Source organism: Lutibacter sp. (assembly GCF_016342705.1).
GTDB lineage: Bacteria > Bacteroidota > Bacteroidia > Flavobacteriales > Flavobacteriaceae > Lutibacter.
Genome location: NZ_JAEINV010000006.1, coordinates 1 through 23,887, shown reverse-complemented (window position 1 = coordinate 23,887; position 23,887 = coordinate 1). Strand labels below are relative to the sequence as shown.

Annotated in this window: 20 protein-coding genes and 1 tRNA gene; 10 read left to right on the top strand and 11 right to left on the bottom strand. The window is 28.2% G+C overall.

All coding sequences use genetic code 11. The features are described from left to right. Positions 1-9 precede the first annotated feature (9 nt). Positions 10-654: a rhomboid family intramembrane serine protease gene (locus JEY78_RS07005; RefSeq protein ID WP_291848646.1), complete on the top strand. Its 645-nt coding sequence runs from the start codon at positions 10-12 to the stop codon at positions 652-654. A 32-nt stretch (positions 655-686) separates the two neighbouring features. Here JEY78_RS07005 and JEY78_RS07000 read toward each other — a convergent pair. The 3 genes from JEY78_RS07000 to JEY78_RS06990 all read right to left on the bottom strand — a co-directional run bounded on the left by JEY78_RS07000 (position 687) and on the right by JEY78_RS06990 (position 1,245). Then, positions 687-759: transfer RNA gene (locus JEY78_RS07000), tRNA-Gly, on the bottom strand. Positions 760-817: 58 nt separating this feature from the next. Next, positions 818-964: a hypothetical protein gene (locus JEY78_RS06995; RefSeq protein ID WP_367158773.1), complete on the bottom strand. Its 147-nt coding sequence runs from the start codon at positions 962-964 to the stop codon at positions 818-820. Between the two features lie 41 nt (positions 965-1,005). Next, complete coding sequence (locus JEY78_RS06990) at positions 1,006-1,245, bottom strand: hypothetical protein (protein ID WP_291848643.1); 240 nt, start codon at positions 1,243-1,245, stop codon at positions 1,006-1,008. A 36-nt stretch (positions 1,246-1,281) separates the two neighbouring features. Between JEY78_RS06990 and JEY78_RS06985 the strand changes: the two genes are divergently transcribed. From JEY78_RS06985 to JEY78_RS06965, 5 genes are all read left to right on the top strand, one after another. Beyond that, positions 1,282-1,791, top strand: a complete 510-nt coding sequence (locus tag JEY78_RS06985) for a GNAT family N-acetyltransferase (RefSeq protein ID WP_291848641.1) — start codon at positions 1,282-1,284, stop codon at positions 1,789-1,791. Next, entirely contained in the window at positions 1,778-2,209 is a 432-nt protein-coding gene (locus tag JEY78_RS06980) for a GNAT family N-acetyltransferase (protein ID WP_291848638.1), read from the top strand. The genes JEY78_RS06985 and JEY78_RS06980 overlap by 14 nt, the downstream gene beginning before the upstream one ends. A gap of 1 nt (position 2,210) precedes the next feature. Continuing rightward, positions 2,211-2,645: a DUF4440 domain-containing protein gene (locus JEY78_RS06975; protein WP_291848635.1), complete on the top strand. Its 435-nt coding sequence runs from the start codon at positions 2,211-2,213 to the stop codon at positions 2,643-2,645. Positions 2,646-2,756: 111 nt separating this feature from the next. Then, positions 2,757-3,077: a hypothetical protein gene (locus JEY78_RS06970; protein WP_291848632.1), complete on the top strand. Its 321-nt coding sequence runs from the start codon at positions 2,757-2,759 to the stop codon at positions 3,075-3,077. A gap of 9 nt (positions 3,078-3,086) precedes the next feature. Continuing rightward, positions 3,087-4,820 carry a tetratricopeptide repeat protein gene (locus JEY78_RS06965; protein ID WP_367158772.1) on the top strand — a complete coding sequence of 578 codons (1,734 nt, stop codon included), beginning with the start codon at positions 3,087-3,089 and terminating at the stop codon, positions 4,818-4,820. Between the two features lie 10 nt (positions 4,821-4,830). On the opposite strand, the gene JEY78_RS06960 is transcribed toward JEY78_RS06965, so the two are convergent. From JEY78_RS06960 to JEY78_RS06950, 3 genes are read right to left on the bottom strand one after another with little or no spacing between them, the layout of a single operon-like run. Beyond that, positions 4,831-7,299 carry a response regulator gene (locus JEY78_RS06960; protein ID WP_291848629.1) on the bottom strand — a complete coding sequence of 823 codons (2,469 nt, stop codon included), beginning with the start codon at positions 7,297-7,299 and terminating at the stop codon, positions 4,831-4,833. Between the two features lie 8 nt (positions 7,300-7,307). Continuing rightward, positions 7,308-7,733 carry a response regulator gene (locus JEY78_RS06955; protein ID WP_291848626.1) on the bottom strand — a complete coding sequence of 142 codons (426 nt, stop codon included), beginning with the start codon at positions 7,731-7,733 and terminating at the stop codon, positions 7,308-7,310. A gap of 2 nt (positions 7,734-7,735) precedes the next feature. After that, on the bottom strand, positions 7,736-11,716 hold the full coding sequence (locus tag JEY78_RS06950) for a PAS domain S-box protein (protein WP_367158771.1): 3,981 nt from the start codon (positions 11,714-11,716) through the stop codon (positions 7,736-7,738). Between the two features lie 322 nt (positions 11,717-12,038). Here JEY78_RS06950 and JEY78_RS06945 point away from each other — a divergent pair, with 322 nt between their 5' ends. The 4 genes from JEY78_RS06945 to JEY78_RS06930 all read left to right on the top strand — a co-directional run bounded on the left by JEY78_RS06945 (position 12,039) and on the right by JEY78_RS06930 (position 16,497). Further along, the gene (locus JEY78_RS06945) at positions 12,039-12,911 is read left to right on the top strand and encodes an AraC family transcriptional regulator (RefSeq protein WP_291848620.1); all 873 of its coding nucleotides are present in this window, start codon (positions 12,039-12,041) and stop codon (positions 12,909-12,911) included. 106 nt (positions 12,912-13,017) lie between these two features. After that, on the top strand, positions 13,018-14,106 hold the full coding sequence (locus JEY78_RS06940; protein ID WP_291848617.1) for an SGNH/GDSL hydrolase family protein: 1,089 nt from the start codon (positions 13,018-13,020) through the stop codon (positions 14,104-14,106). Positions 14,107-14,125: 19 nt separating this feature from the next. Beyond that, positions 14,126-15,118: an L-glyceraldehyde 3-phosphate reductase gene (mgrA, locus tag JEY78_RS06935; protein ID WP_291848614.1), complete on the top strand. Its 993-nt coding sequence runs from the start codon at positions 14,126-14,128 to the stop codon at positions 15,116-15,118. A gap of 5 nt (positions 15,119-15,123) precedes the next feature. Further along, on the top strand, positions 15,124-16,497 hold the full coding sequence (locus tag JEY78_RS06930) for a sialate O-acetylesterase (RefSeq protein WP_291848611.1): 1,374 nt from the start codon (positions 15,124-15,126) through the stop codon (positions 16,495-16,497). A gap of 97 nt (positions 16,498-16,594) precedes the next feature. On the opposite strand, the gene JEY78_RS06925 is transcribed toward JEY78_RS06930, so the two are convergent. The 5 genes from JEY78_RS06925 to JEY78_RS06905 are packed head-to-tail and all read right to left on the bottom strand — an operon-like array spanning position 16,595 to position 23,319. After that, complete coding sequence (locus JEY78_RS06925; RefSeq protein ID WP_291848608.1) at positions 16,595-17,929, bottom strand: beta-mannanase; 1,335 nt, start codon at positions 17,927-17,929, stop codon at positions 16,595-16,597. Positions 17,930-17,942: 13 nt separating this feature from the next. Then, positions 17,943-19,127, bottom strand: a complete 1,185-nt coding sequence (locus JEY78_RS06920; RefSeq protein WP_291848606.1) for an AGE family epimerase/isomerase — start codon at positions 19,125-19,127, stop codon at positions 17,943-17,945. Beyond that, a complete protein-coding gene (locus JEY78_RS06915) occupies positions 19,127-20,308 on the bottom strand; it encodes a glycosidase (RefSeq protein WP_291848603.1) in 1,182 nt (393 codons plus the stop codon). Before JEY78_RS06915 ends, JEY78_RS06920 begins: the two co-directional genes overlap by 1 nt. A 15-nt stretch (positions 20,309-20,323) precedes the next feature. Further along, the gene (locus JEY78_RS06910) at positions 20,324-22,162 is read right to left on the bottom strand and encodes a sodium:solute symporter family protein (RefSeq protein WP_291848600.1); all 1,839 of its coding nucleotides are present in this window, start codon (positions 22,160-22,162) and stop codon (positions 20,324-20,326) included. Positions 22,163-22,170: 8 nt separating this feature from the next. Beyond that, positions 22,171-23,319 carry a glycoside hydrolase family 26 protein gene (locus tag JEY78_RS06905; protein ID WP_291848597.1) on the bottom strand — a complete coding sequence of 383 codons (1,149 nt, stop codon included), beginning with the start codon at positions 23,317-23,319 and terminating at the stop codon, positions 22,171-22,173. Positions 23,320-23,887: the final 568 nt, after the last annotated feature.

The following is a 23,887-nucleotide window of genomic DNA, read 5'->3' as shown; positions in this document are numbered from 1 at the left end:
ATATATATAATGAATATAGATAAAGTTCTTCTTTTAATAATTGTAGCAAATGTATTGGCTTCTATTAAAGGATTTAGTGATCGTTTGTTTTTTGATAAATATAAATTTCAAATAGGAGCCATAAACCGAGGTGAAAAAATAAGAATGTTAACTTCTGGTTTTTTACATGTAGATTATATGCATCTAATTTTAAATATGTATGTTTTGTACATATTTGCACCTATTATTATAGTAAAATTAGGAATATTAAAGTTTCTAATTATATATTTTGGGAGTTTAATAGCAGGAAGTGTTTTAACACAAACTTATCATAAAAGTGAATTGTATTATTCTGCAGTAGGTGCTTCAGGAGCAGTAGCAGGAATTATTTATGCTGCTATTTTATTAAACCCAGGAATGAATTTAATGATGTTTCCACTGCCAATTCCAATTCCTGGTTACATTTTTGGAGTGGGATATTTATTATATTCTATTTATGGAATGAAAAAACAATTAGGAAATGTTGGACATACAGCGCATTTAGGTGGTGCAATTGGAGGTTATGCATTGTTGCTTTTGGTATATCCAGATGCTTTTTTATATAGTACTATGACGGTGATTTTATTAGGAATTCCAATTGTATTATTATTACTTTTTGGACATAAGCTAAAATGAAAAAAGCCAAACATAAAGTTTGGCTTTTTTTGAGCGAGAGACCGGGCTCGAACCGGCGACAGTCAGCTTGGAAGGCTGAAGCTCTACCAACTGAGCTACTCTCGCATTAACGGTTGCAAATATACAATCAATTTGCAATCTGGCAAGTGATTTTTAAAGAATTTTATATTTTTTTTATATAATGATAACCCAACTTTTTAAACCCTTCATTTTCATAAAATTGGTGAGACTTAGTATTTTCAATATAGGTGTTTAACTCAGTTGCTTCATAACCAATGTTTTTGGTGTAATTATAGATCCATTTAAACAGTATTTTACCTATGCCTTTACTCCTAAATTCGCTATTTATAACTACGTGATCTGGTTCAATTGTTTACCACAATAGTGTCTTGTTATAAACCACAATCCAGAAATACCAATTAATTTTGTATTCGTATATACTCCAACGCACTTATAATTTGGATTTTTCGACATATCTATAATTCTATCTTTTAAAATGTTTTCATCAGTATATGAATTCAATTCTTTTAAAAGAGGTAAAATAATTAAAATATTCTCAGTTGGAATTAGTTTAATATCAATAGTTTCCATGTTAAATTGTAAATTAGCATTTCTTTTATCAATAATATGAAAATTATTTTACAAACAGAAAGATTGTATTTAAGAGAATTTGAACAAGCAGATGCTATTTATTTGTTTAATTTAAATAATAATACTGAAGTTATAAAATACACAGGAAACAAACCTTTTAAATCTATTTTTGAAGCAGAAGAATTTATCTCTTTGTATAAAGATTATAAAATAAATGGTTTTGGTAGATGGGCAGTTTGTTTAAAAGAAACAACTAAATTTATAGGTTGGTGTGGTTTAAAAAAAGATAAAAATTCTGGTGAGGTTGATTTAGGATTTCGTTTTTTTCAAAATGAATGGGGAAATGGTTATGCAACAGAAGCCAGTTTAGCCTGCATAAATTATGGCTTTATTCACTTAAAATTAGTTAAAATTATTGGTAGGGTTTATGTTAAAAATTTAGCTTCAATTCGTGTGCTAAAAAAATGTAAATTTAAAGTCGTTAAAAAATTTGAATATGATAATCAACCAGCAGTTTTATTTGAAATAAATTATGATAGAAGTTAAAAAAATAACTACAGTTGAAACCTATCCCATTCGTTTAGAGGTTTTAAGAAAAAATATTCCATTGCCTTATAAATTTGGAGGAGATTTAAATGATGATACTTTTCATTTAGGAGCATTTAAAGATAAAAAATTAATAGCTGTTTCAAGCTATGTAAAAGCTGAAAATCCGGATTTGAAAGGGAGTCAATTTCAACTAAGAGGAATGGCAACACTTACGGAATATCAAGGTATTGGAGCTGGTAAATTAATGATGGATAAAGCTTTTGAAATTTTGCAAGAAATGAAAATTAATTGCTTGTGGTGCAATGCTAGAGTTATTGCTGTTCCATTTTATGAAAAACAAGGTTTAAAAACTTTTGGATCAAAATTTAATATTGAATACGTAGGTGAGCATTATGTAATGTTTAAAAATTTATAAGGTGAAAAAGTTAGGAATTATATTGTTTGTTGGAGTATTTTTAACCAATTGTGAAGTTCAAAAAAATAAAGATAATGATATTGAGGATATTAAAAAGGCATTAACTAAAAGTGCTGAAAATTGGAGTAAAGGAGATATGGAAGCTTATATGGATGTGTATTGGAAATCTGAAAAGCTTCAGTTTATTGGTAAAAATGGAATTACTTATGGTTGGGAACAAACCTTTAAAAATTATAAAAAAAATTATCCAACTCCGTATCATACGGGTACTTTAACATTTAAGGTTTTAAGCACCGATTTTTTAGCAAAAAATTTATATTCATTAACTGGAGAGTATTATTTAAAAAGACAATCTGGTGATGCGAATGGTATTTTTACACTTATTTTTAAAAAAATTGATAATAAATGGGTGATTGTTTCTGATCATTCTCAGTAGTCATTTCTAAATTAGAATGATTCTAAGATTATATTAAAAAAAATTAGTTTAAGTTTGTTACTTACAATTAATTAGAAATTAGTTTGTTTAGTTCCCATTAAAAATGTTTTAGTGAAAATTAGATTATTTATTTTATTGCTTATTGGTTTTTACTCTTCTATTTTTAGTCAAGAAGTTGCTAAAAATATTGAGCAATTAAAGTTAGATTTGTTAAATGAAACTATAGATACGTCAAAAGTTTCAATACTTATTAAAATTGCAGATCAATTTAAATTTTCTGAAAAAAGTGATTCTTCATTTTATTACTATAATAAAGCGGTTAAAGTAGCTGAAATTAGTAAATCTCAATTTTATTTAGCAAAAGCATATAAAAAAGCTGCAATAAATTATTACTATTCAGGTAGATATGTAGAGGCTTTAGGAAATTTTTAAAATGCACTACTGAAATATGAAAGCATAAATAATAGCATTGAAATTGCCAATTTATTTAATTATATGGGAAGAGTGTATACGCTTCTTTTTAGAGAGGATTTGGCAATTCAGTATTTTTTAAAGTCATTAAAAGTTTATGATAAAATATTAAATAATCGTGATGGCGTTGCAATGAATTATGTTGATATAGGAAACTTATATTACGGGCAGGAAAATTATGAATTTGCTTCAAAATATTTTAATGATGCTTTAAAGTTATATGTTGAATTACACGATGAAGATGGCGTTGCAACTTGCTATACAAATCTTGGAAATGTATATGCAGATAATAAAAATATTTCAAAAGGTTTAAATTATTATTATAAATCAATTAAAATTCAAGAGAAATTTAATTTTAAAGAAGGTTTAGCAACTAACTATAATAATATAGGTGATTGTTATATTAGTTTAAAACAATATAATGAAGCTATTTTATATTTTGATAAAGCAATGAAGATTGTAAACGAAAACAATGCAACTGGTTTAGAAATTATCATTTATTATAATTTAGCGAATTTGAATATCAAACAAAATAACATTAATAAAGCTATTGATTACAATTTTAAAAGTTTGAATTTATCAGTAGAAACTGGAGATTTGCAATTTCAAATAGAAAACCTTCAATCTTTAGCTGATAATTATGATAAAATTGGAAATCTAAAAAAGTCATACGAATACCTGAAAAAGTATAATAAATTAAGAGATAGTGTTTTTGAGAAGGAAAAGAGAAAAAATGTAGGTTTGTTTCATGCGCTTAATGAGTTAGAAAATAAAAGGTTAACTATTGATGAGTTGTCTTCTAAAAATGAATTAGCAGAAATTAAGTATGAAAACGAAAAAAAGATTAGTTATGTATTAATTATTTTAATGACAATTTTTGTTGTTTTTTTAGTAATTTCCATAAATCTTCATACCGCTAAGAAAAAAGCATATAATTTAATGGAATTTAAAAATCATCAAATTAATAAGATGAATGAAGAAATTCAACAGCAAACAATAAAATTAAAGCAACTGAATAGTACAAAAGATAAGTTTTTTTCAATAATTGCACATGATTTAAAAAATCCATTTAATTCCATACAAGGTTTTACAGAACTTTTAATTGATAATTATAAAGAATATTCAGATGAAAAAAAGCTGAAATTTTTAAAAATCATTAAAGGATCCTCTTTAAAAGCTTCAAACTTATTGTCAAATTTATTGCTTTGGGCTAATAATCAGTCTGGTAATTTGAGTTTTACTCCTACAAAAATTGAATTGGCATTATTAGTGTCAGAATCAATTTCATTTGTTGAAATTCAGGCATTTAATAAGGAAATTAATATTATTAATAATGTGGATAATCATATTTTTGTGTATGCAGATGAAAATATGATTAACACTGTTTTAAGAAATTTAGTTTCAAATTCAATTAAATTTACTTATTCAAAGGGTGAGATACAAATTTACTCAACAATAAAAGAAGATTTTGTTGAAATTTGTGTAAAAGATAATGGTATTGGAATTGCAGCAGATGAAATTGAAAACCTATTTAATATTGAAATTAAAAATACGAGTGTAGGAACAGCCAACGAGCATGGCTCAGGATTAGGACTTATTTTATGCAAAGATTTTGTTGAAAAAAGTGGCGGTAAAATTTGGGTTGAAAGTACTCCAAATGTAGGTAGTGAGTTTAAATTTACATTACCAATCTTTAAAGGTTAATTTGCTAAAATTATATATCAAAATATTTTTTTACTAGAGCAATTAAATTAGTTGCTTTTATAGGTTTTGAAATATAATCTGTACAACCATAACGTAATGCTTTTTCTTGGTCTCCTGGAAATGTAAATGCAGTTTGAGCTATAATAACAACATCTCTATTTTTTTCTCTAATTTTTAAAACTGTTTCATAACCATTCATTTTTGGCATTTTAATATCCAATAAAATGAGGTCAATTTCAGGATGTTCATTAAAAACTTTTAAAGCAACTTCACCATTTACAGCTCTATATATGGATGAACAATAATCTTCCATAATAATAGATAAATATATGGAAGCAATTTCTTCATCTTCAACAATTAACACTGATATTTTATTAGCGTTTACAGCTTCTGTAGTTTCAATTTCATGTGGTATTTCTTTTAAAACAGTATTGTTTGAATCAATAGGAATGGTAAAGAAAAATTGTGAACCTTGGTTTTCAATAGATTCTACCCAAATTTCACCACCAAGCATTTCTACATATGATTTTGAAATAGACAAACCTAATCCAGAGCCATCAAATACTAATTCATCAGAAATATCTGCTTGTATAAATCTTTCAAAAATTGCTGTTTGTCGGTTTTTAGGTATTCCAATACCGGTATCCATAATATAAAACTCCAAGCAGTTTTCCTTTAAAGTATATCCAAAATCAATGCCTCCAATATTTGTGAATTTTAAAGCATTTTTTAGGAGGTTACTAAGTACTGCATATAATTTTTCTCTATCAGTATTAATAGAAATATGATTTTCTCCTTTTGGTAGGGTTAAGTTTAAAAGTAATTTTTTATTGGTTGCTTCTTGTTTAAAAAAGGAAAATAAAATTTCTAATTCTTGATTTATATTTGTTTCCGTTAAATTCAATTTTGCCTGTCCTGTTTCTAATTTAGACATATCCATTAAATCATTTAACGTATTTAGCATACGTTCTCCACTTTTGGTAATTATATCAATAAAAGATTGTTGTTTTTCATCCGATAATTGAGGGTTTTTTAAAAGACTGGTAAAACCCAATATTCCGTTCATGGGTGTTCTAATTTCATGACTTATGTTATGAAGAAATGCAGTTTTAAGTTTGTCGGACTCTGTAGCTTTTTCCAAAGCTATTGTTAGGTCTTCTTCAATTTTTTTATTTTGAATAGAAAGACCAATTTGGTCAGATACAAAGATTAATAAATTCTTATCATCCTCGGTAAAAGCCTTTGTGCTTTTATAGCTTTGCAGTACAATTACGCCTGTTATTACTTCTCCAACTTTAATAGGAACACCAAGCCATTGTTTTGGAATAGTTCCAACAATATTAAAGTTTTTTTCTTTTCCTAATGCAACTAGTTCTTCTCCAGAGGCTAATAATGGTTTTTTGGTTTTTATGATAAATTCAGTTATTGAATTTTCTGCAGGTATTGAAGTAAAAAAATCTTTTTCATCTTCAAAAAAGGGTAGCGTAATTTTGTTGTTAATGTCATCGTAAAGAGCAATATAAAAATTTGTAGAATCTATGATTATTTGTAATTCTTTTTTTATTGATTTTATTAATTGCTTTAAATTTTTAGTTGTGTTAACTGCATTGGAAATATTAAATAATACTTTTTGAATATTTTGACTTTTTATTCTATCAGAAATATCTCTTTGTATGACTAAATAACCGATGATTTTTTTTTCAGAATCAAGAATTGGTTCAAAAGAACCTTCAATTGGAATTAATGAATCATCCTTTTTTTTATTGATATAACTAAAGTTAGAAATGCTTTGTTTATTGGTTAATTTAGTCCAAAAACTATCATAATCAATATTATTTGGAATGTTACTTTTTAAAATTCTAGGAGTTTTTTTTCCAACTACTTCTTCTGAAGTATATCCATACAATTCTGTAAATTTAGGATTTACAAAAGTAATAACTCCATTAAAATCGGTCATAAAAGTAACTTCATTTGAGTTTTTAAAAATCATATTCATTTTTAAAAGATCTTCTGAAGTTTCTTTATTAATTTCAATTTCTTTTTTTAGTTCTGCTGTTTTTTGGGCAATTAATTCTTCTAAATTTGTATGGTATTCTTTTAATTCTTTTTCAGATTGAAATCTTTGAAGTGCATTTTCAACAGTTATAGGCAACATTTTTAAATAAAAGCCATCAACATCTTTTATTAAATAATCATATGCACCCATTTTTAAGGCTTGTACTGCAATTTCTTCACTTCCGGTACCTGTTATTACAATTATTGGAATATCAAATTTTAATTCTAATATTTCAAAAGCATTGCCATCACCTAAAAAATAATCGGAAACAATGGCGTCAAATTTTTCAATTTTAAGCGTGTCTTTTGCTTGTGAAATTGAATTTGCAACCTTATATGTGAAATTAAATTCACTGGTGCTTGCAAACCTTTCAAAAGCCATTTGATCAACCTGGTCGTCTTCAATTAATAACAGATGTTTCATTTTACAATTTATCTATTTTTATTAGGCAATTCACTTAGTGTCCAATATAAATCAATTGTTTTAATTACCTCAACAAATTTTAAGTAATCTACAGGTTTAATCATATAACCTGCAACACCTAAATTAAAGCTTTCAACTTTATCTTGTTCGTCTTTAGATGTTGTTAAAACAACGGTTGGAATTAAATTAATGATTTGGCTTTTTTTTCTATGTTCTAAAAATTCTATACCATTCATTTTTGGCATGTTTAAATCTAATAAAATAATTCCTGGTAACAAATTTTCTTCATTATTTAGGAAATTTAATGCTTCTAAGCCATTTTCACAAATAACAACTGGATTTAATATTTTTAATTCGCGTAAGGCACGTTGAATTGTTATTACATCAACTTTATCGTCTTCTACTAATAATATGGTGAGATTTGAATTTTTCATAATTAAATTTTTATGGGTAATGTAAAATGAAATGTTGTTCCTTTATTTATTTTTGATGTGATCCAAATTTCTCCATTATAAATTTGAATTATTTTTTTTACTAAACTTAATCCAACACCGGTTCCTTCTTGGTTGTCACGTGTTTCAAGGCGTTGAAAAATTTGAATTATTCTATCAAAATACTTTTCTTCAATTCCAGGGCCGTTATCTGAAATATAAAACTCCCAAATATCTTCTTTTTGAATGCAGCCAATAGTTATATTTACAATAGGTTTATCATTAAATTTAATAGCATTTGCAATTAAATTTTGAAAAACTTGACTAAAACGTGTAGGGTCAGCTAATATTTTTGGAAGATCAGTTTCTACTTTTATATGAATGTTGTGGTCTGGATTTAAAGAAATAATGACATCATCAACAATAGTATTTAAATCAATTAAAACTTCTTTTTCTCTAGCTTTACCAGCTCTAGAATATTGTAAAATACCTTCAATTAAATTATCTAATCGTTTTACTCTACCAACTAACATTGCAAGTTGTTCTTGACCTGCCGCGTCAATTTTGTCACTATAATCTTGAGAAACCCAATAACTAAGCTGACTTATGGCTCTCAAAGGCGCTTTTAAATCGTGCGAAACTATTTGTGCAAAATCTCTTAATTCTTTGTTTGAAAATTCTAACTGCTCAGTTCTTTCTTTTATTTTTTCTTCAAGATTTTCGGTATATTCAAGTATTTCATTTTTTAATTTATGTTGATTTACAGCAATAGCTAATTGATTTGCTATTTCTTTACTAATATCAATATTTTCTTGTGAAAAAGTTTCATCAGAATCACTATATAGGGAAAGAATACCACTAAGTTGTTCATTAGAAATTAATGGAACAAAAAGTACTGATTTTAAACCTAAAGAAACCATTGTAGTTATAATAGGTGATGGACTTTTTAATGCTGAAATATCCTCAATTATTTGATGTTCACCAGATTTAAGTTTATCGAGTTCTATAAAAATAAACTTTGAAGCTTCTACTTTGCTAATTAAAGGTTTTGAAGCCTTCTCTTCTACAATTACACTTAACATTTTAAATGTATTGCTTTCAGAATCATACGCTCCAAATGAAGCTCTTTTATAATGAATAGTTTTTTGGAGTTCTAATAGAATATTTTCTACAATAGAGTTTAAATCTTTAGAAAGTAAAATTGTAGAATTTACATTATTTAATACTTGTAATCTATTATTAAACCTAATCAAATTTTTCTGAATTAATTTTCGTTCAGTTATGTCTAATCCAATTCCAATTTGGGTTCCGTTGTCTAATTTAATATTGGTCCATTCAGTATTTAAAATGGTTCCGTTTTTTGTTGAAATTGGAAACTCTCTCCATTCTTTAGGTGCATTTAACATAAAGTCAGCTACTTGTTTTCTAATTTTTTCATCTGGATAAAATAGCTCCATAATATCCATTTCATCTGCATCTTTTGTTGTAATGCCTAATTTTGTTTCAAATTCATTATTTAAAAACAACATATTTATGTTTGGATCATATAAGGAAAGCATTACAGGAATATTATTAATAATTACTTTCAATAATTCTTTTTCTTGTATTAAATTAGCTTTTAATAATTTTTGTTCAGTTACATCTTTCACTAAGGCTAATAAATTGCCATCTGGTAAAGTAGTAACTGTTACTTCTGCTGAAAATGAAGTTCCATCTTTTCGCCTAAATTGCCATTCTTTTTCATAAGGCTTTGATGAATTTATAGTGTCCAACGCTGGTTGAATATTGTTAATTTCTAAAGGTTGAACTATATCTGTAGCGTGCAGGCCTATGAGCTCTTTACGAGTATAACCTAACATTTTACACATGGCTGTGTTGGTATCTAAATAATAACTTTCTGTAGTTGCAATTAAAATACCTTCAGGCGCATATTCAAAAAGCGTTCTGTATTTTTCTTCGTTAATTTTAAGTTTTTCTTGAATTTTATTACGTTCTGTAATATCTTCTCCAGAGCTTAATGTAGATGTAATGTTTCCTTGGAGGTCTAAAATTAAAACGTTTGTCCAAGCAATTAACTTTTTATCTCCATTTTTTGTGAGAATTTCATTTTCAATATATTTTACGTGTTCAATTTTTCCTTTGTATATTAGGTTTGAAATTTCTTTAATTTTATGTATTTCATCTTTTGGTAGAAAGTTATCAAACCAATTTTTACCTATTATTTCATTTTCTGAATAACCGAGTATTTCACAACCTTTGGGGTTAATTAATTGAACAATACCTTTTGAATCAATACTAACCAACATTACACCAGCAACATTTAAGTAATTTTGAGCTTTGTTTTTTTCGTTTACCAATTGAATGTTGGCATTTATTTTTTCGGTAATATCTATTACAACTCCTTCGAAATGAGTAATTTCGTTGTTTTTATTTCTACGAATGTAGGATTCGTCTTGCACCCATTTTATAGTTTTGTCTTTGGTTATAATTCTATAAGGTTGGTGATTAAAATTAGTAGTAGTTAAATTACTACTTGCAATTTTAACTTCGTTACCAATTCTTTCTTTATCGTCTGCATAAATAATATCTGCATATGAAATAGTTTTATTTATAAAATCTTTAGGTTCATAGCCAGTTAGTTTTACAATGTTTTCAGAAACAAATTCAACAGGCCAATTTTCCTCATTTCTCCATAAAAATGCTACAGATTGACTTCTATTTATAATGGTATTTGCTTCTTCTAGAGCAATTTCAGCGTTTATTTTGTCGGTTACATCACTTTGGGTTCCCCAAAACGATAATAACTTATCATTTTCAATTATTCCAATTGTATTGTTTAAAAAATGGCGTTCATTTTTATTTTTATCTAAACCAATTGTTTTGGTTTGCAGTGTAATGTAATTAGATTGAATAAATTTGGAAAGTGCGGCAAAATTCACGTCTTCATTTTTATTACCTTGTAAATCTTTTAATTTAGTACCTATAATTTCTTCTTTATTTTTATAACCGCGCATTTTGGCAAAGTTTTCATTGCATTCTGAAATAAATAAATACCGGTACATGAGCTCAATTTGTTTATCTTCACTTAGGTTTATTGGAATTGGAATTTCAGCTTCCATTTTAAAAAAACCTTCATTGGTTTGTTCAACAAAATATTTGTGTTTTTGTTCACTTTTAATTAATTCTTCTTCTTGTTGAATGCTTTTTGCGTAAATTTTTTCATACTTCTGGCGAAATGTAAGCGAATGAAAAATATCTTTAAGCACATTTCCTTTGGCATCTAATTTTAAATTTGTTTTATCAAAGTGTTTTAAATAAATAGTGAAAAATATAGCATAAAGAATAGCCGCGTAACTTTTAGAAATTAGGCCAGAAATAATTATTTTGTTTACTTGATCAGTACCATAAAAAGCTCCTACGGCAAACAAAACAGAGTCTATACTTAAAATAAAAAGAGATGAAAATAATATTCGAAAAAAGATGGATTGAATTTTTTTTGATATTATTTCAAATACAAAAATTATTAAAAATGAATCTAAAAAAATAAGTAAAGTTCCAATTATTGAAATTTTATAATTCTGATTGAAGAGTTCAACGGGGAGATTATAAACATTTAATACTTTGTCACCTTTTAAACCAATGCTTATAGAAAATTGAAGTAAGGATAATATAATATTTGCAGCCAAAATTCCATAAATAGCTTTTCTAGCTTCAATGGCATCCTCTTTTATGTAAATTAATAAAATTGCGAAAATGCTTCCTGTAAAGATTACAGAAGAGCCAGACGAAACAAAAATAGTTGGATACACTTCAAAATATAAAGTATTTGCTAAAAATACTTGCATATATTGAAAAACCCCCAAAGCAGCAAATAATAAACTTAAGCCAAAATATGTACGTAATCTAAATAGGGATAATAAAATAAAAGCAATTGTAAAACATTGAAAGCTTAAATATAAAACTTGGTTTAAATAGATACTTTGCATATGGAGTAATGAAAATTTTAAGCATTTGATTTTTAAAATGTTGTAATTATAAAAATAGGTTATTTTTTTTAAAGGAAAAGAGTAATCAACATAAAATATGAATGGTATGTAACTTTTAAATTAAAAAGCAATAAAATTTAAAAAAGAACTAAATTTAGAGTAATACTATATTTACAAAGTATTATATAAAAATTACATTATTACTTTAAAACAGTCCAATACGTATTGGCAGATGTATAAAATAATGTATTTTAGATGCAATAATTACCTGTTGAATATTGTCATTATTTAATCTAAAATTTCAACATAATTTTTTTTTAGTATGAATAAAACGTTTCATAGAGAAATTACACCGCTGGCACCAGAAGATAGTTTTTTGGTTTTTGATAGGGTAAAAGACGATTTTGACTTCCCAATTCATTTTCATCCAGAATATGAATTAAACTTTATTTCAAACGGCAAAGGTGTTAGACGATTTGTTGGCGATAGTATAGAAGAAATTGATGAAGTTGAATTGGTTTTAGTTGGGCCTAATATTGAACATTGTTGGGAATTACATAAATGTACTAGTAAAAGTATAAATGAAGTTACCATTCAATTTCACAATGATTTGTTTGATGATAAAATGCTTTCTCGTAGGATTTTTAAGCCTATAAAAGACATGTTTGACAGATCTAGTTATGGAATTTTGTTTTCCAAAAAAACGGCGTTTGATGTAAAGGATAGAATTAAAGCACTTGCAAAAATTGATAGTATTGACTACCTTATGGAATTGATGTCAATTTTACAAGATTTAGCAAATTCCAGAAATCAGCGGTTATTATCCACTTATTCTTCGCAAAATAAAGTATTTGAAAATAGTGATAAAATTAAAAAAGTGTACGAGTACATTCAGGAAAATTTTAATAAAAAAATAACGCTTAATGAAATTTCAAATATTGTAAGTATGAGCCCCGTTTCTTTTAACCGATTTATAAAAAAAAGAACCGGAAAAACCTTTGTAGATTATACAAATGATACACGAATAAGTTACGCAACACGTTGGTTAATTGAAACCGATTTAAGCATAAGCGAAATTAGTTTTAAATGTGGCTTTAATAATATAGCTAATTTTAACAGAGTTTTTAAAAAATCTAAAAATTCTACACCTAGTGAATTTCGTGAAAAGTTTGAAGGGATAAAGAGAGTTTTATAGGTGTTAAATATTATAATTGTTAGCTTAAATAATAGGAGTAAATGATGAATTATATTAAGAGATTTAACATGAATTTTTATAGCTTTATATTTTAAAAATAAAAAACATGTATAAAGTTATTTCTATATTTTTTCTAATATTAAATGTTGGTTGTGGTGTAAAAAATGATTCCAATTTACAACATTTTAATGCCGTTAATAATCAGTTTTTTTATCAAGGTAGAACAGAAGTTTTTAAAGATTCAAGTGTAGCATTTATAAGTTCTGCAGCATCGGTTGAGTTTATTGTTGAAGGAGATTCTATTAATTTACACTTACAATCTGGCAACAATTCTCATAATTATGTTGTTGTAGCAATTAATGATAAATATCAAAAAAAATTTAAAATTGATTCAAAGTCAATGACTAATATTCCATTGAGTTTACCAAAGAATAATCAAAACAAAATTGGAATTTTTAAAGCTACTGAAGCTAGTAGTGGCACAATAATTTTTAAAGGAGTTACCGCTCAAAAAATATTGCAATTTCCAAATTCAAAAAAAGCAACTATAGAGTTTATTGGAGACTCTGTAACATGTGGAGCTGCTGCTGATTCCAGTGATGTTCCTTGTGATACTGGTGAATATCTAGATCATCATAATGCATATCTGGCATATGGACCAAGAATTGCAAGAGCTTTAAATGTTAATTTTATGTTGAGTTCAGTTTCTGGTATTGGAATGTATAGAGCCTGGAATGATGAACATATAGAGAAGCCAATACTGCCTGAAGTTTATGAAAATTTGTACTTAAATTCGGATTCAACTAAAAAATACGAATTTAAAATTCAACCAGATATTGTTAGTATTTGCATGGGGACAAATGATTTATCTTTAGGTGATGGAGTGAAAAGTAGATTACCTTTTAACAAAGAAAAGTTTATTTCTAATTATATAAATTTTGTAAAAACGGTTTATTCACATTATCCAACGTCAAAAGTGGTATTCATAAATAGTCCAATGATTATTGGAGAGACAAATAATTTATTAATTTCTTGTTTAAAAGAAGTTCAAAATTATTTTAAATCAAATACTGATAAAAATCCAATAATATTCGAATTAGATAAAGCCTACAATAGCGGATGTTCTTCACATCCAAGCGTACAAGAACATAAAGAAATTGCTGAAAAATTAATACCTTTATTCAAAAACCTTTGAAATAATAACTAATAACAAAATGGAAAAATATATAGCGAAAAATGATAGATATGATACAATGAAGTATAGAAGATGTGGGAAAAGTGGATTGATGCTACCTGCTCTTTCTTTAGGTTTATGGCATAATTTTGGAGATGTTGATGACTACAAAAATGGCAAACAAATTTTGCATACTGCCTTTGATAATGGAATTACGCATTTTGATTTAGCCAATAATTATGGACCGTCTCCTGGTTCAGCCGAAGAAAATTTTGGTAAAATTCTTAAAGAAAGCTTTAAAGGTTATAGAGATGAACTTATAATTTCATCAAAAGCTGGTTGGGGAATGTGGCCAGGTCCTTATGGAGATTTAGGCTCAAAAAAGTATTTAGTTGCAAGTTTAGACCAAAGTTTAAAAAGAATGGGACTGGATTATGTTGATATTTTTTATCACCACAGGCCAGATCCAGAAACACCATTGGAAGAAACTATGGGAGCTTTAGATTTATTTGTTCGTCAGGGAAAAGCATTGTATGTTGGAATTTCATCCTATAGTGCAGAAGATACGTTAAAAGCATCTAAAATACTAAAAGAATTAGGAACTCCCTGTTTAATTCATCAACCAAAATATAGTATGATGGATCGTTGGGTAGAAAATGGTTTGTTAGATGTTATAGAAGATGAAGGGATTGGATCAATTGCATTTTCACCATTAGAACAAGGTATTTTAACAAGCAAATATTTAAAAGGAATTCCTAAAGATTCTAGAGCAGCAAAAAGTACCGGATTTTTACAAGAGAATCAGGTAACGGAAGTTGTAATTAATAAAGCCATAAAGTTAAATAATCTGGCTTTAGAAAGAGGTCAAACTTTAGCTCAAATGGCAATTTCATGGCTTTTAAAAGATAAAAGAATAACTTCTGTTTTGGTTGGCGCAAGTAGTACTAATCAGTTGTTAGATAATTTAGGCTCTTTAAAAAATTTAAGTTTTACAACTGAAGAATTACAAGAAATTGAAACTATTTTAAAATAAATAATATGCTGAAGAAAATATCGTATTTACTATTATTGTTAGTAAATGTTTCATTTGCAAATGTAACCTTACCAGCACTATTTTCAGATCATATGGTTTTACAACAAAACAATGATGTGAAGTTTTGGGGATGGGCAAACCCAAATGAAGAGGTTGTAATAATGCCTTCATGGACTGAAGAAGAATTTAAAACAAAAGCAAGTAACCAAGCATATTGGGAAATTAATGTAAAAACGCCAAGGGCCGGTGGACCTTATGTAATTAAAATTAATGGATATAATGAAATTATTTTAAAAGATGTTTTAATTGGTGAAGTTTGGTTGTGTTCTGGGCAATCTAATATGGAAATGTCTGCAGCTTGGGGAATTAATAATGGGGAAGATGAAATTAAAAATGCCAATCATCCAACTATTCGCTTTTTTACGGTTTCAAAATCTTCGGCAACTTCACCTCAAAATGATTTACATGGAAATTGGGAAGTTTGTACTCCTGAAACAATGAAAAATTCAAGTGCATCCGCTTATTATTTTGCAAAAAGATTACAAGAAAATTTAAAAGATATTCCAATTGGTTTAGTAGTTTCAGCTTGGGGAGGAACTCCTGCTGAAATTTGGATGCCAGAAAATGTAATTAAAAAAGATTCAATTTTATTGAAAGCGGCTAATAATTTAAAGCCTGTTGCTTGGGGACCAACAGAGCCTGCCAGAGCTTTTAATGCCATGATTTATCCATTAATTGGTTTTGAAATAGCTGGAGCTCTTTGGTACCAAGGGGAATCTAATGTTGGAGCATCAACGTATGATAAAACACTCGCATCATTAATAGAATCTTGGAGATCTTTATGGAATAAAAATTTCCCTTTTTATTATGTTCAAATTGCACCTTATAATTATGGTGAAAATCATTTTGGTGGTGCAGAAATTAGAGATGCGCAACGTAAAGTTTTAAATAAAGTTTCTGAAACCGGTATGGTTGTAATTAGTGATGTTTCACCAGTAGATGATATTCATCCAAAAGATAAAAAATCTGTAGGTGTTAGATTGGCAAATTTAGCGCTTACGAAACATTATAAAACATTTGAAGCAATTGTTGATGGACCTCTTTTTAAAAGTTTTTCAATAAATAAAAACACCATTATTGTACAATTTGATAATGCAGATGGATTGTATTTTAGCGATAAAAAAATAACACAATTTGAAATATGCGGAGAAGATGGAGTGTACTATTCTGCTAAAGCAACAATTAAAAATAAATCAATAGAAGTTTCTTCAAAAAAAGTTAAAGAGCCAAAAAACGTTCGATTTGCTTGGGGAAATACCATACAGTCTAATTTATTTAACAGCGCTCAATTACCAGCATCAAGTTTTAAATCTAATTAAGTTGCTAAAAGAGTTTGAAAAAAGTGGGTTACATAATTTTGTAAGCCCTCTTTTTTAACCAAAATTAAAATAAAATTTATTTTAAAAATTTAAACATTTAATTATCCAATAATTTTTTATTTTCAGTTTTAATTAACTCTAATGTTAATGTATCTGAAGCAAAAACTGAATTTAAGCCTTGTGGTTCTTGTGGAGGATCTGCGCTAAAATCATCGCCATGCATCCATTTTCCGTTGTCTTCATTTGTTTTAGCGTACCCAGCAAATCCCCAAAAATTTAAACCTGCCAATGCGCCATTTGTTTTTTTACTTTCAGTAATACGTTCAAAAATGGCACTGTAAAATGTATTTCTATTTTCAACAGAAGCATTTAAGGATAAACTTTCTTTTTCACGCGGAAATCCAAACTCAGACATCACAATTGGTTTGTTCATTTTTTTTGCAATTGCTATATGTTCATTCATGTAGTTATTTGCATTTTCAATAGATGTTAGCGTGGATGCTTTTTCATTATCAATATTATACCATCCCCAGTTTTTTGGCCACATATGCATTGCTAAATAATCAATATCTTTATTACTATGCACTCTTTCATACATGTCCATAACTTGTAAAAACCCGTGTTTACCTTCAGTTCCTGTAGAAATTAAATGTACAGAATCTAAAGATTCAATAATTGAAACAGTTTCATTTAACCAATCTTTAAATGCACTTTCGTGATCAGGAGTCATTAAAACTCTTGGTTCATTAGCAACTTGCCATGACATAATTACATTATCTTCAGAATATTTTTTTCCTGTGTAGGAATTTGTTCTGCCAATTATAAATTTTAAATGATTATAATATGCTTCTTTACAGGGTTCGCACGAGTGAAACTGCTTGGTGTAATTCATATATTCATCCCACGTGTATTCTTCTAAAAATGGATTTGGAACAGTACCGTAACCATTCCATTCAAGATATTGTGACATGCCACCAGACCAAATCCAGTTATTGTTTAAGTATAAAACAGCATACATATTTCTTTTACGCATTTCAAACAATAAAAAATCTAATCCATCTAATAAATCTAAATTATATTCGCCTTGTTTTGGCTGTAATGCAGGATGCACTCTTGAGTCACCGCCATCGCCTTCAGCACCAACTAAAATTCGCAGATTATCAATTCCTATTTCCTTCATTAAGTCTAGCTCTTTAATCAAGCGTTCTCTATCTCCAATATTTTTTGCAGCAATTAAAGGTCCGTACCAATAATTTGTACCTACAAAAAAATATGGTTTGTTTCCTTTATAAAAGGAAGTGTTTTTAACGGAAATAAGAGCAATGGTGTCTTTTTTAACAGTTGAATTTTCATTGTTATTTGTAGCATTATTTTTGCAGGAAATAAGTACTATTGTACTTAAAACATAAAGTATTAATAAATTTATTTTCATTTTTATTTTTATTTTAAAGTTTATTTAATACAATACAAGCTCTTGAGGTGTGATAAGGGGCTTTCCACATGCCTATTTTGTAATTATTAGTATATATATAGCCATTTTTGTCAACGCTCCAAAACCATTCTCCGTTTGTTTTATCTAATATTTTTGAATCAATAAAATTCCAAATTTCAAGAGATTTTTGAAGGTACTTTTCGTTGCCCGTAATATTAAAAGCATAGCGTAAACCTACAAGAGCTTCTGCTTGTGGCCACCAATGTTTGTCAAAATCAAATTCTTCAGTTTCAGGTTTGAATTCATTGATAACACCGCCATCTTTATCAATCCCTTTTTTTAAAAACGTATCTGCAATTAAAATGGCAACTCTTTCAGTTTCTTTTAGTATTTTTTCATCTTTAATAACTTTTGCAGCTTCTATTAAAAGCCAAGCAGTTTCAATATCATGCCCAAAAGAAATAATATTACTTTTTAAATTCCATTGTTCATCAAAAAATAGGTTTAAATGGTTTTCTGAATTTAAAAATTTATTTAAAAATAACTGCAGCAACTCTGATAGGTTATTTTTTAGATTTTCATTTTTATAAACTTTATACAAATTGGTATATGCTTCTAATAAATGAAGATGGGTATTCATTGTTTTAGCTTCATTAGCATCTTTATTACTCAATCGCATATCGCTAATAGATGACCAATCTTCGTTAAATGCCTCAATGTAGCCTTGATAAACCTGGTCATGAGCATATTTTTCTATCAAATTATAGATCTCAATTGCCCAGTTTAAAGCTTCTTCGTTTTTAGAAAAAATGTAATATTCTGATAGTGCATATACCATAAATGCATGTGCATAAACTTGTTTTCGATTGTTTATTGGAGTTCCTTTTGAATCGAGTTCCCAAAAAACACCACCATATTTAGAATCTTTAAAATAAGTTTTTAAATAATTGTAGGATCGTTCACAATATGATTTGTATTTTTCTGATTTATAATGGTTTGATACAGCAGAAAATGACCATAAAATTCTGGAATTTAAAATAATTCCTTTTGAAGCATTTGGAACCAAATTATTAAAATGATCTCTTTCACCCACAAAACCACCATTAACTGCATCAATGGAATTTTGTGTCCAGTAATTTAAAATATTCTCCAGCTCAATTGCCAGCGCTTTTGAAACTATTTCTGCGGATTTGTGCATTAATATAATCCTTTATTTTTGTCTATTAAATTTATAATTGTTTGAACTGAACCTGCTGATGTAAAGGTGTCTTCAGGACTATTTGTAACATAATCAACTAATAATTCAACGGAAGAAACGGCAACATGCATTCTAGTATCTGAAGAAGCGTAATAAATAAAAACTGTTCCATCTTCATCTTTAATCCAACCACTTGTAAAGAGTACATTAGATACATCACCTAAAGTTTCTTTATAGGTTGGCGCCATAAAATATCCGGCAGGTTGGTGAGTTACCTTTGTTAAATCATTTAAATCTGTCATAAACATATATAAAACATAGCGTAAGCCGGCGGCAGTATTTCTAACTCCATGAGCAATGTGTAACCATCCTTTTGAAGTTTTAATAGGAGCTGGACCTTGTCCATTTTTTAATTCGTAAACCGTGTGATATATTTTATTGTTTATGATTATTTCATTTTCTACAACTGGTTTTTCCATAGAATTTACATAGCCAAAACCAATTCCACCACCATTCCCAATATCAATAAAACCGTCTTGAGGTCTTGTATACAATGCATATTTTCCATTAACAAATTCTGGATGTAAAACTACATTACGTTGTTGACCAGTATTTGAAATTAAATCGGGTAATCTTTCCCAATTAATTAAATCTTTTGTTCTAACAATTCCTGCATTTGCGATGGCAGAGCTAGTATCAGTTGCAGGAGCATTTGGGTCTTTTCTTTCCGTACAAAATATGCCATAAATCCAACCATCTTCATGAAGTGTTAAACGCATATCATAAACGTTTGTATCTGGATTTCCGCTAATTTGTGGAATTACACAAGGTTTATCCCAAAATCTGAAATTATCAATTCCGTTTGGGCTTTCAGCAATTGCAAAAAATGATTTTCTATCATTTCCTTCAACTCTGGCACATAAAACATACTTATTGTTCCATTTAATGGCGCCAGCGTTAAAAACCGCATTTATTCCAACTCGCTCTAAACCAAAAGGGTTTGTTTTCGGATTTAAATCATAACGCCAATGAATTGGTGTATGATCACAAGTTAATACTGGATTTTTATAGCGTTTAAATATTCCATTTGTTTTAGCAATAGGTTTATTATTTTTATGAAGTAACTTTTCAGTGTGCTTTTGTACCTTTTTGAGGTTGTTTTTTTGTGTTTTCAATTTCATATTGTCTCAATTAAACTAATCAATTTCTTCTTTTAAATTATTCCACCAGTATTTTTTCAATAAAAATGCACAAATCACTAAAATTGCAAATGCAATATATACTGGTATGGTTTGTCTGAATATAATATACATTGGTAGTATTACTAAAGTAGTTTGAGCAATAATACCTATAGTAACATTAAACATATCAATTCCAAAATCTTTATTTTCTTTAAAAATTGGGTTTTCGGCTATTAATTTATCTTTAATTGGCCCCCAAAAACCCCAAGGTCTTACATTTTTATAAAAAGAAAGGAGCACTTTTTCTTCTGTAGGAGGTGCTGAATAAGTTCCTATTATTGACCCCACAATAGATATTAATAATATTATTGGAAATAAGTACAATCCTAACACCTCTGGGAATAATTCAGGAACTATTCCTGCAGAAATTAATCCAGCTGCCATTCCCCAGAAAAAACCTTCACCATTAAATCTCCACCAATGCCATTTTAATATATTGGCACCAACATAGCTTCCGTATAATACAGAAACTATCCATTGTAATACAGAGTTTACATCTTTGGCAAATAAACCTAATATGATACTCACAATTACAACTAAAATTCCAGTTAAATAGTTCATGTTTTTAATTTGAACCGAGGAGGCATTAGGGTTCTTATATTTTAAATAAATATCATTTACTAAATAAGCTTGAGCGGCATTTAACGTACCAGCAAAAGTTGACATAAATGCAGCTATTAGTCCCGCTAATAAAAGTCCTAATAAACCTACTGGAACAAATTCTTTTATAGCTGTAGGTAATATTAATTCAAAATCTATAACTCCTGCAGAATTTACTAAGTTTAGTTTTTCATAATAAATTAGTGCTAATGCAGCAAAACCAGCAATCATTAAATAACGAATTGGCATTAAAACAACAGAAACAAATCCGCTCATTTTTGAAGCTTCAGCAGATGATTTTGTAGAAAGAATTTTTTGCATATCATACGTAGGAGCAGGGCCAGCAATACTTACTAAAACACCTTTAAATACCATCATCATAAAGAAAACCGTAAATAAACCAAATCCATCTTCTTGAATTTTTTGGTTGACTTCAGGAATTATTGTACTCCAATCCATATTTAATTTCCAACCAAAGGTTGGACTCATCCAATCTTTTGGAACATTTAAAATATTTTCTCCAACTGCTTGAAAACCTAAATAACCAATTACCAAAGCGGCCACTGTCATTATTGCAAATTGAACTACATCTGCCCAAACAATACCAGACATACCACCTAAAAGCGAGTAGAACACTGCAAAAAGTGTAAATATAATTCCGTAAAAATGAGGTACAAATTCCGGTGAAACCGCAAAAGGCACATAATTACTTACAATTTCCCAAGGGATAAAAATTTCTATAAATTTTCCTAAACCAATAAACCCGTACGCTAAATATCCTAAACACATAATAAGTGCAAAAACCACCACAATAATGTGTGAAAGTTTAGCGCCTTTTTTAAACCCAAATCGTGTTCCAATCCATTCGGCTCCAGTTGTTGCATTAGAACGACGCAACCATTTAGATAAATAAACCATTAAAAATATTTGGTTGAAAACGGGCCATAACCAAGGAATCCAAGCGCTTTTTATTCCATAAACAAACATTAACGTTACTAGCCAAATGGTTCCGGAAATATCAAACATTCCAGAAGCATTTGATAAGCCTAGCATATACCAAGGAATGGATTTCCCCCCAAGTAGATAATCATCTTTACTTTGCTGAGCTCTTTTTCTCAGCACAAGACCAATTACTACAATGGTAATTAAATACAGTAGTATTATTAATATATCAACGGTGTGAAGTAATTTCATAAGTTTATTTAGTTTTTAAGTTTTTGTAAATCTTTTAAAAAGAATGTTTTTGGTAATTTTTCAAATTCAATAAAGTCATTTTCACTCGTGTGTCCTTTAAAAGGCATATAATGGTGCGATGTTGTATGGTTTCGCCATAAAAGAACCCAGGAAATTCCAGAGTTTTCAATGGTTGGGTACAAAACTTCTGTAAACCATTTATGAGTAGGTATTTTTTCTAATCCGGTTTCTGTAAATGCAAATAATTTTTTCTTTTCTGTTGCAATTTTTTTTACAATATTTAAATCATGTGTAATTGCATTACTATATGCTTCAGAATTGTTAAAGTCGTAAATGTCAATTCCTAAAATATCTACATATTCATCTCCAGGATAGTATTTTAAATAATCATCGGTAGGATTCAATTTGTTTGGTGAATAAGCATATATGATATGATGTAAATTGTGTTTGTCTTTTAGTAATTGTACCGTTTCTTGCCATAATTTTATATAATTTGAAGCTGTGCAATTTCCTTCTCCCCACCAAAACCAAGATCCATTCATTTCATGAAAAGGTCTGAAAATTACTGGAATTTTTTCACCATTAATTTGAAGTGTATTTAAAAAATTTGCCACTCGTTGAACCCAAAGTTCGTATTTTTCTCTGTTTTTACCACCTTTAATAATTTCTGAAACAGCAGGTGTAGGATCCCAAGAATCTCCTAAAGAAACAGGATTGTCTAAGTGCCAGCTTATAGTAATAATACCTCCATTTTTATAGGCATCAATAATAAGGTTTCTCATATCATTAAAAGGTACACCATCTAAGTTTTTTTCTTGAGCAAGTTCAATGTGACCTATGTCAAAACCATAAACAGCTGGAAAATCTCCTACAACCTCTTGAACATCACTTTTAATGATGGAAAGGTTGTTCTCATGTCTCCAACCAATTCCATACGAAGTTGCATCTTGGTGACCAATAGCAAAACCTGTTTTAGCAATCAATTCTAATTTATTATATAAATTAAAAGTAATTTCTGTGGCGTTTTTATCAACTAAGCTTGGTTTAATAGCATCACTTTTAATTTTTGTTCCACAAGATTGAAATGCAAAAAACATTGATACGCCAATAAGGAAAAGAGTAATTTTCTTTTTTTTAAGGTTTTTTTTATTTGTCATTTTTTGAAATATAAAAAAGAATTCAAGTTGTATATGTATTGCTGTTTTTTATGAATTCTATTTTTCAAATTTAGGTATATGTTTAGCGTAATCGTGATATTATTTTATCAAAACGCTAAAATATTATTACATTTTATATAGTAACTGTAATTTTTTAAGTTGCTTTATTTCATTCCATTTCACTTATGTTATTATGTGTTTACAGGTCTTTCACCTAATTTAAATTAATTGTATTATTTAAAATTATAACGCTAAAAAAAATCATTGTGAAAAGATTTTATAGATATATGACAATATAATATTAACTAAAAGTTAACTATTCATCTAATTTTGAAAATGGTAAAAAACTATCTCGTTAATTACAAATACCAAAAATATGCAAAAGTTTAATTTAAAGAACATTTATTGAATTCTTATAAAAATTAAGCACTTACATAATCATAGACCAACAAAAAAGCCACGTTAGTAACGTGCTTTTTTGATTCTTAAAATTGTCCCGTCCTAAAATAAGTTGACACAAAATCAACTTATTATGTATTATTCAGAGAAACCGCTTAAGAAGCGTACC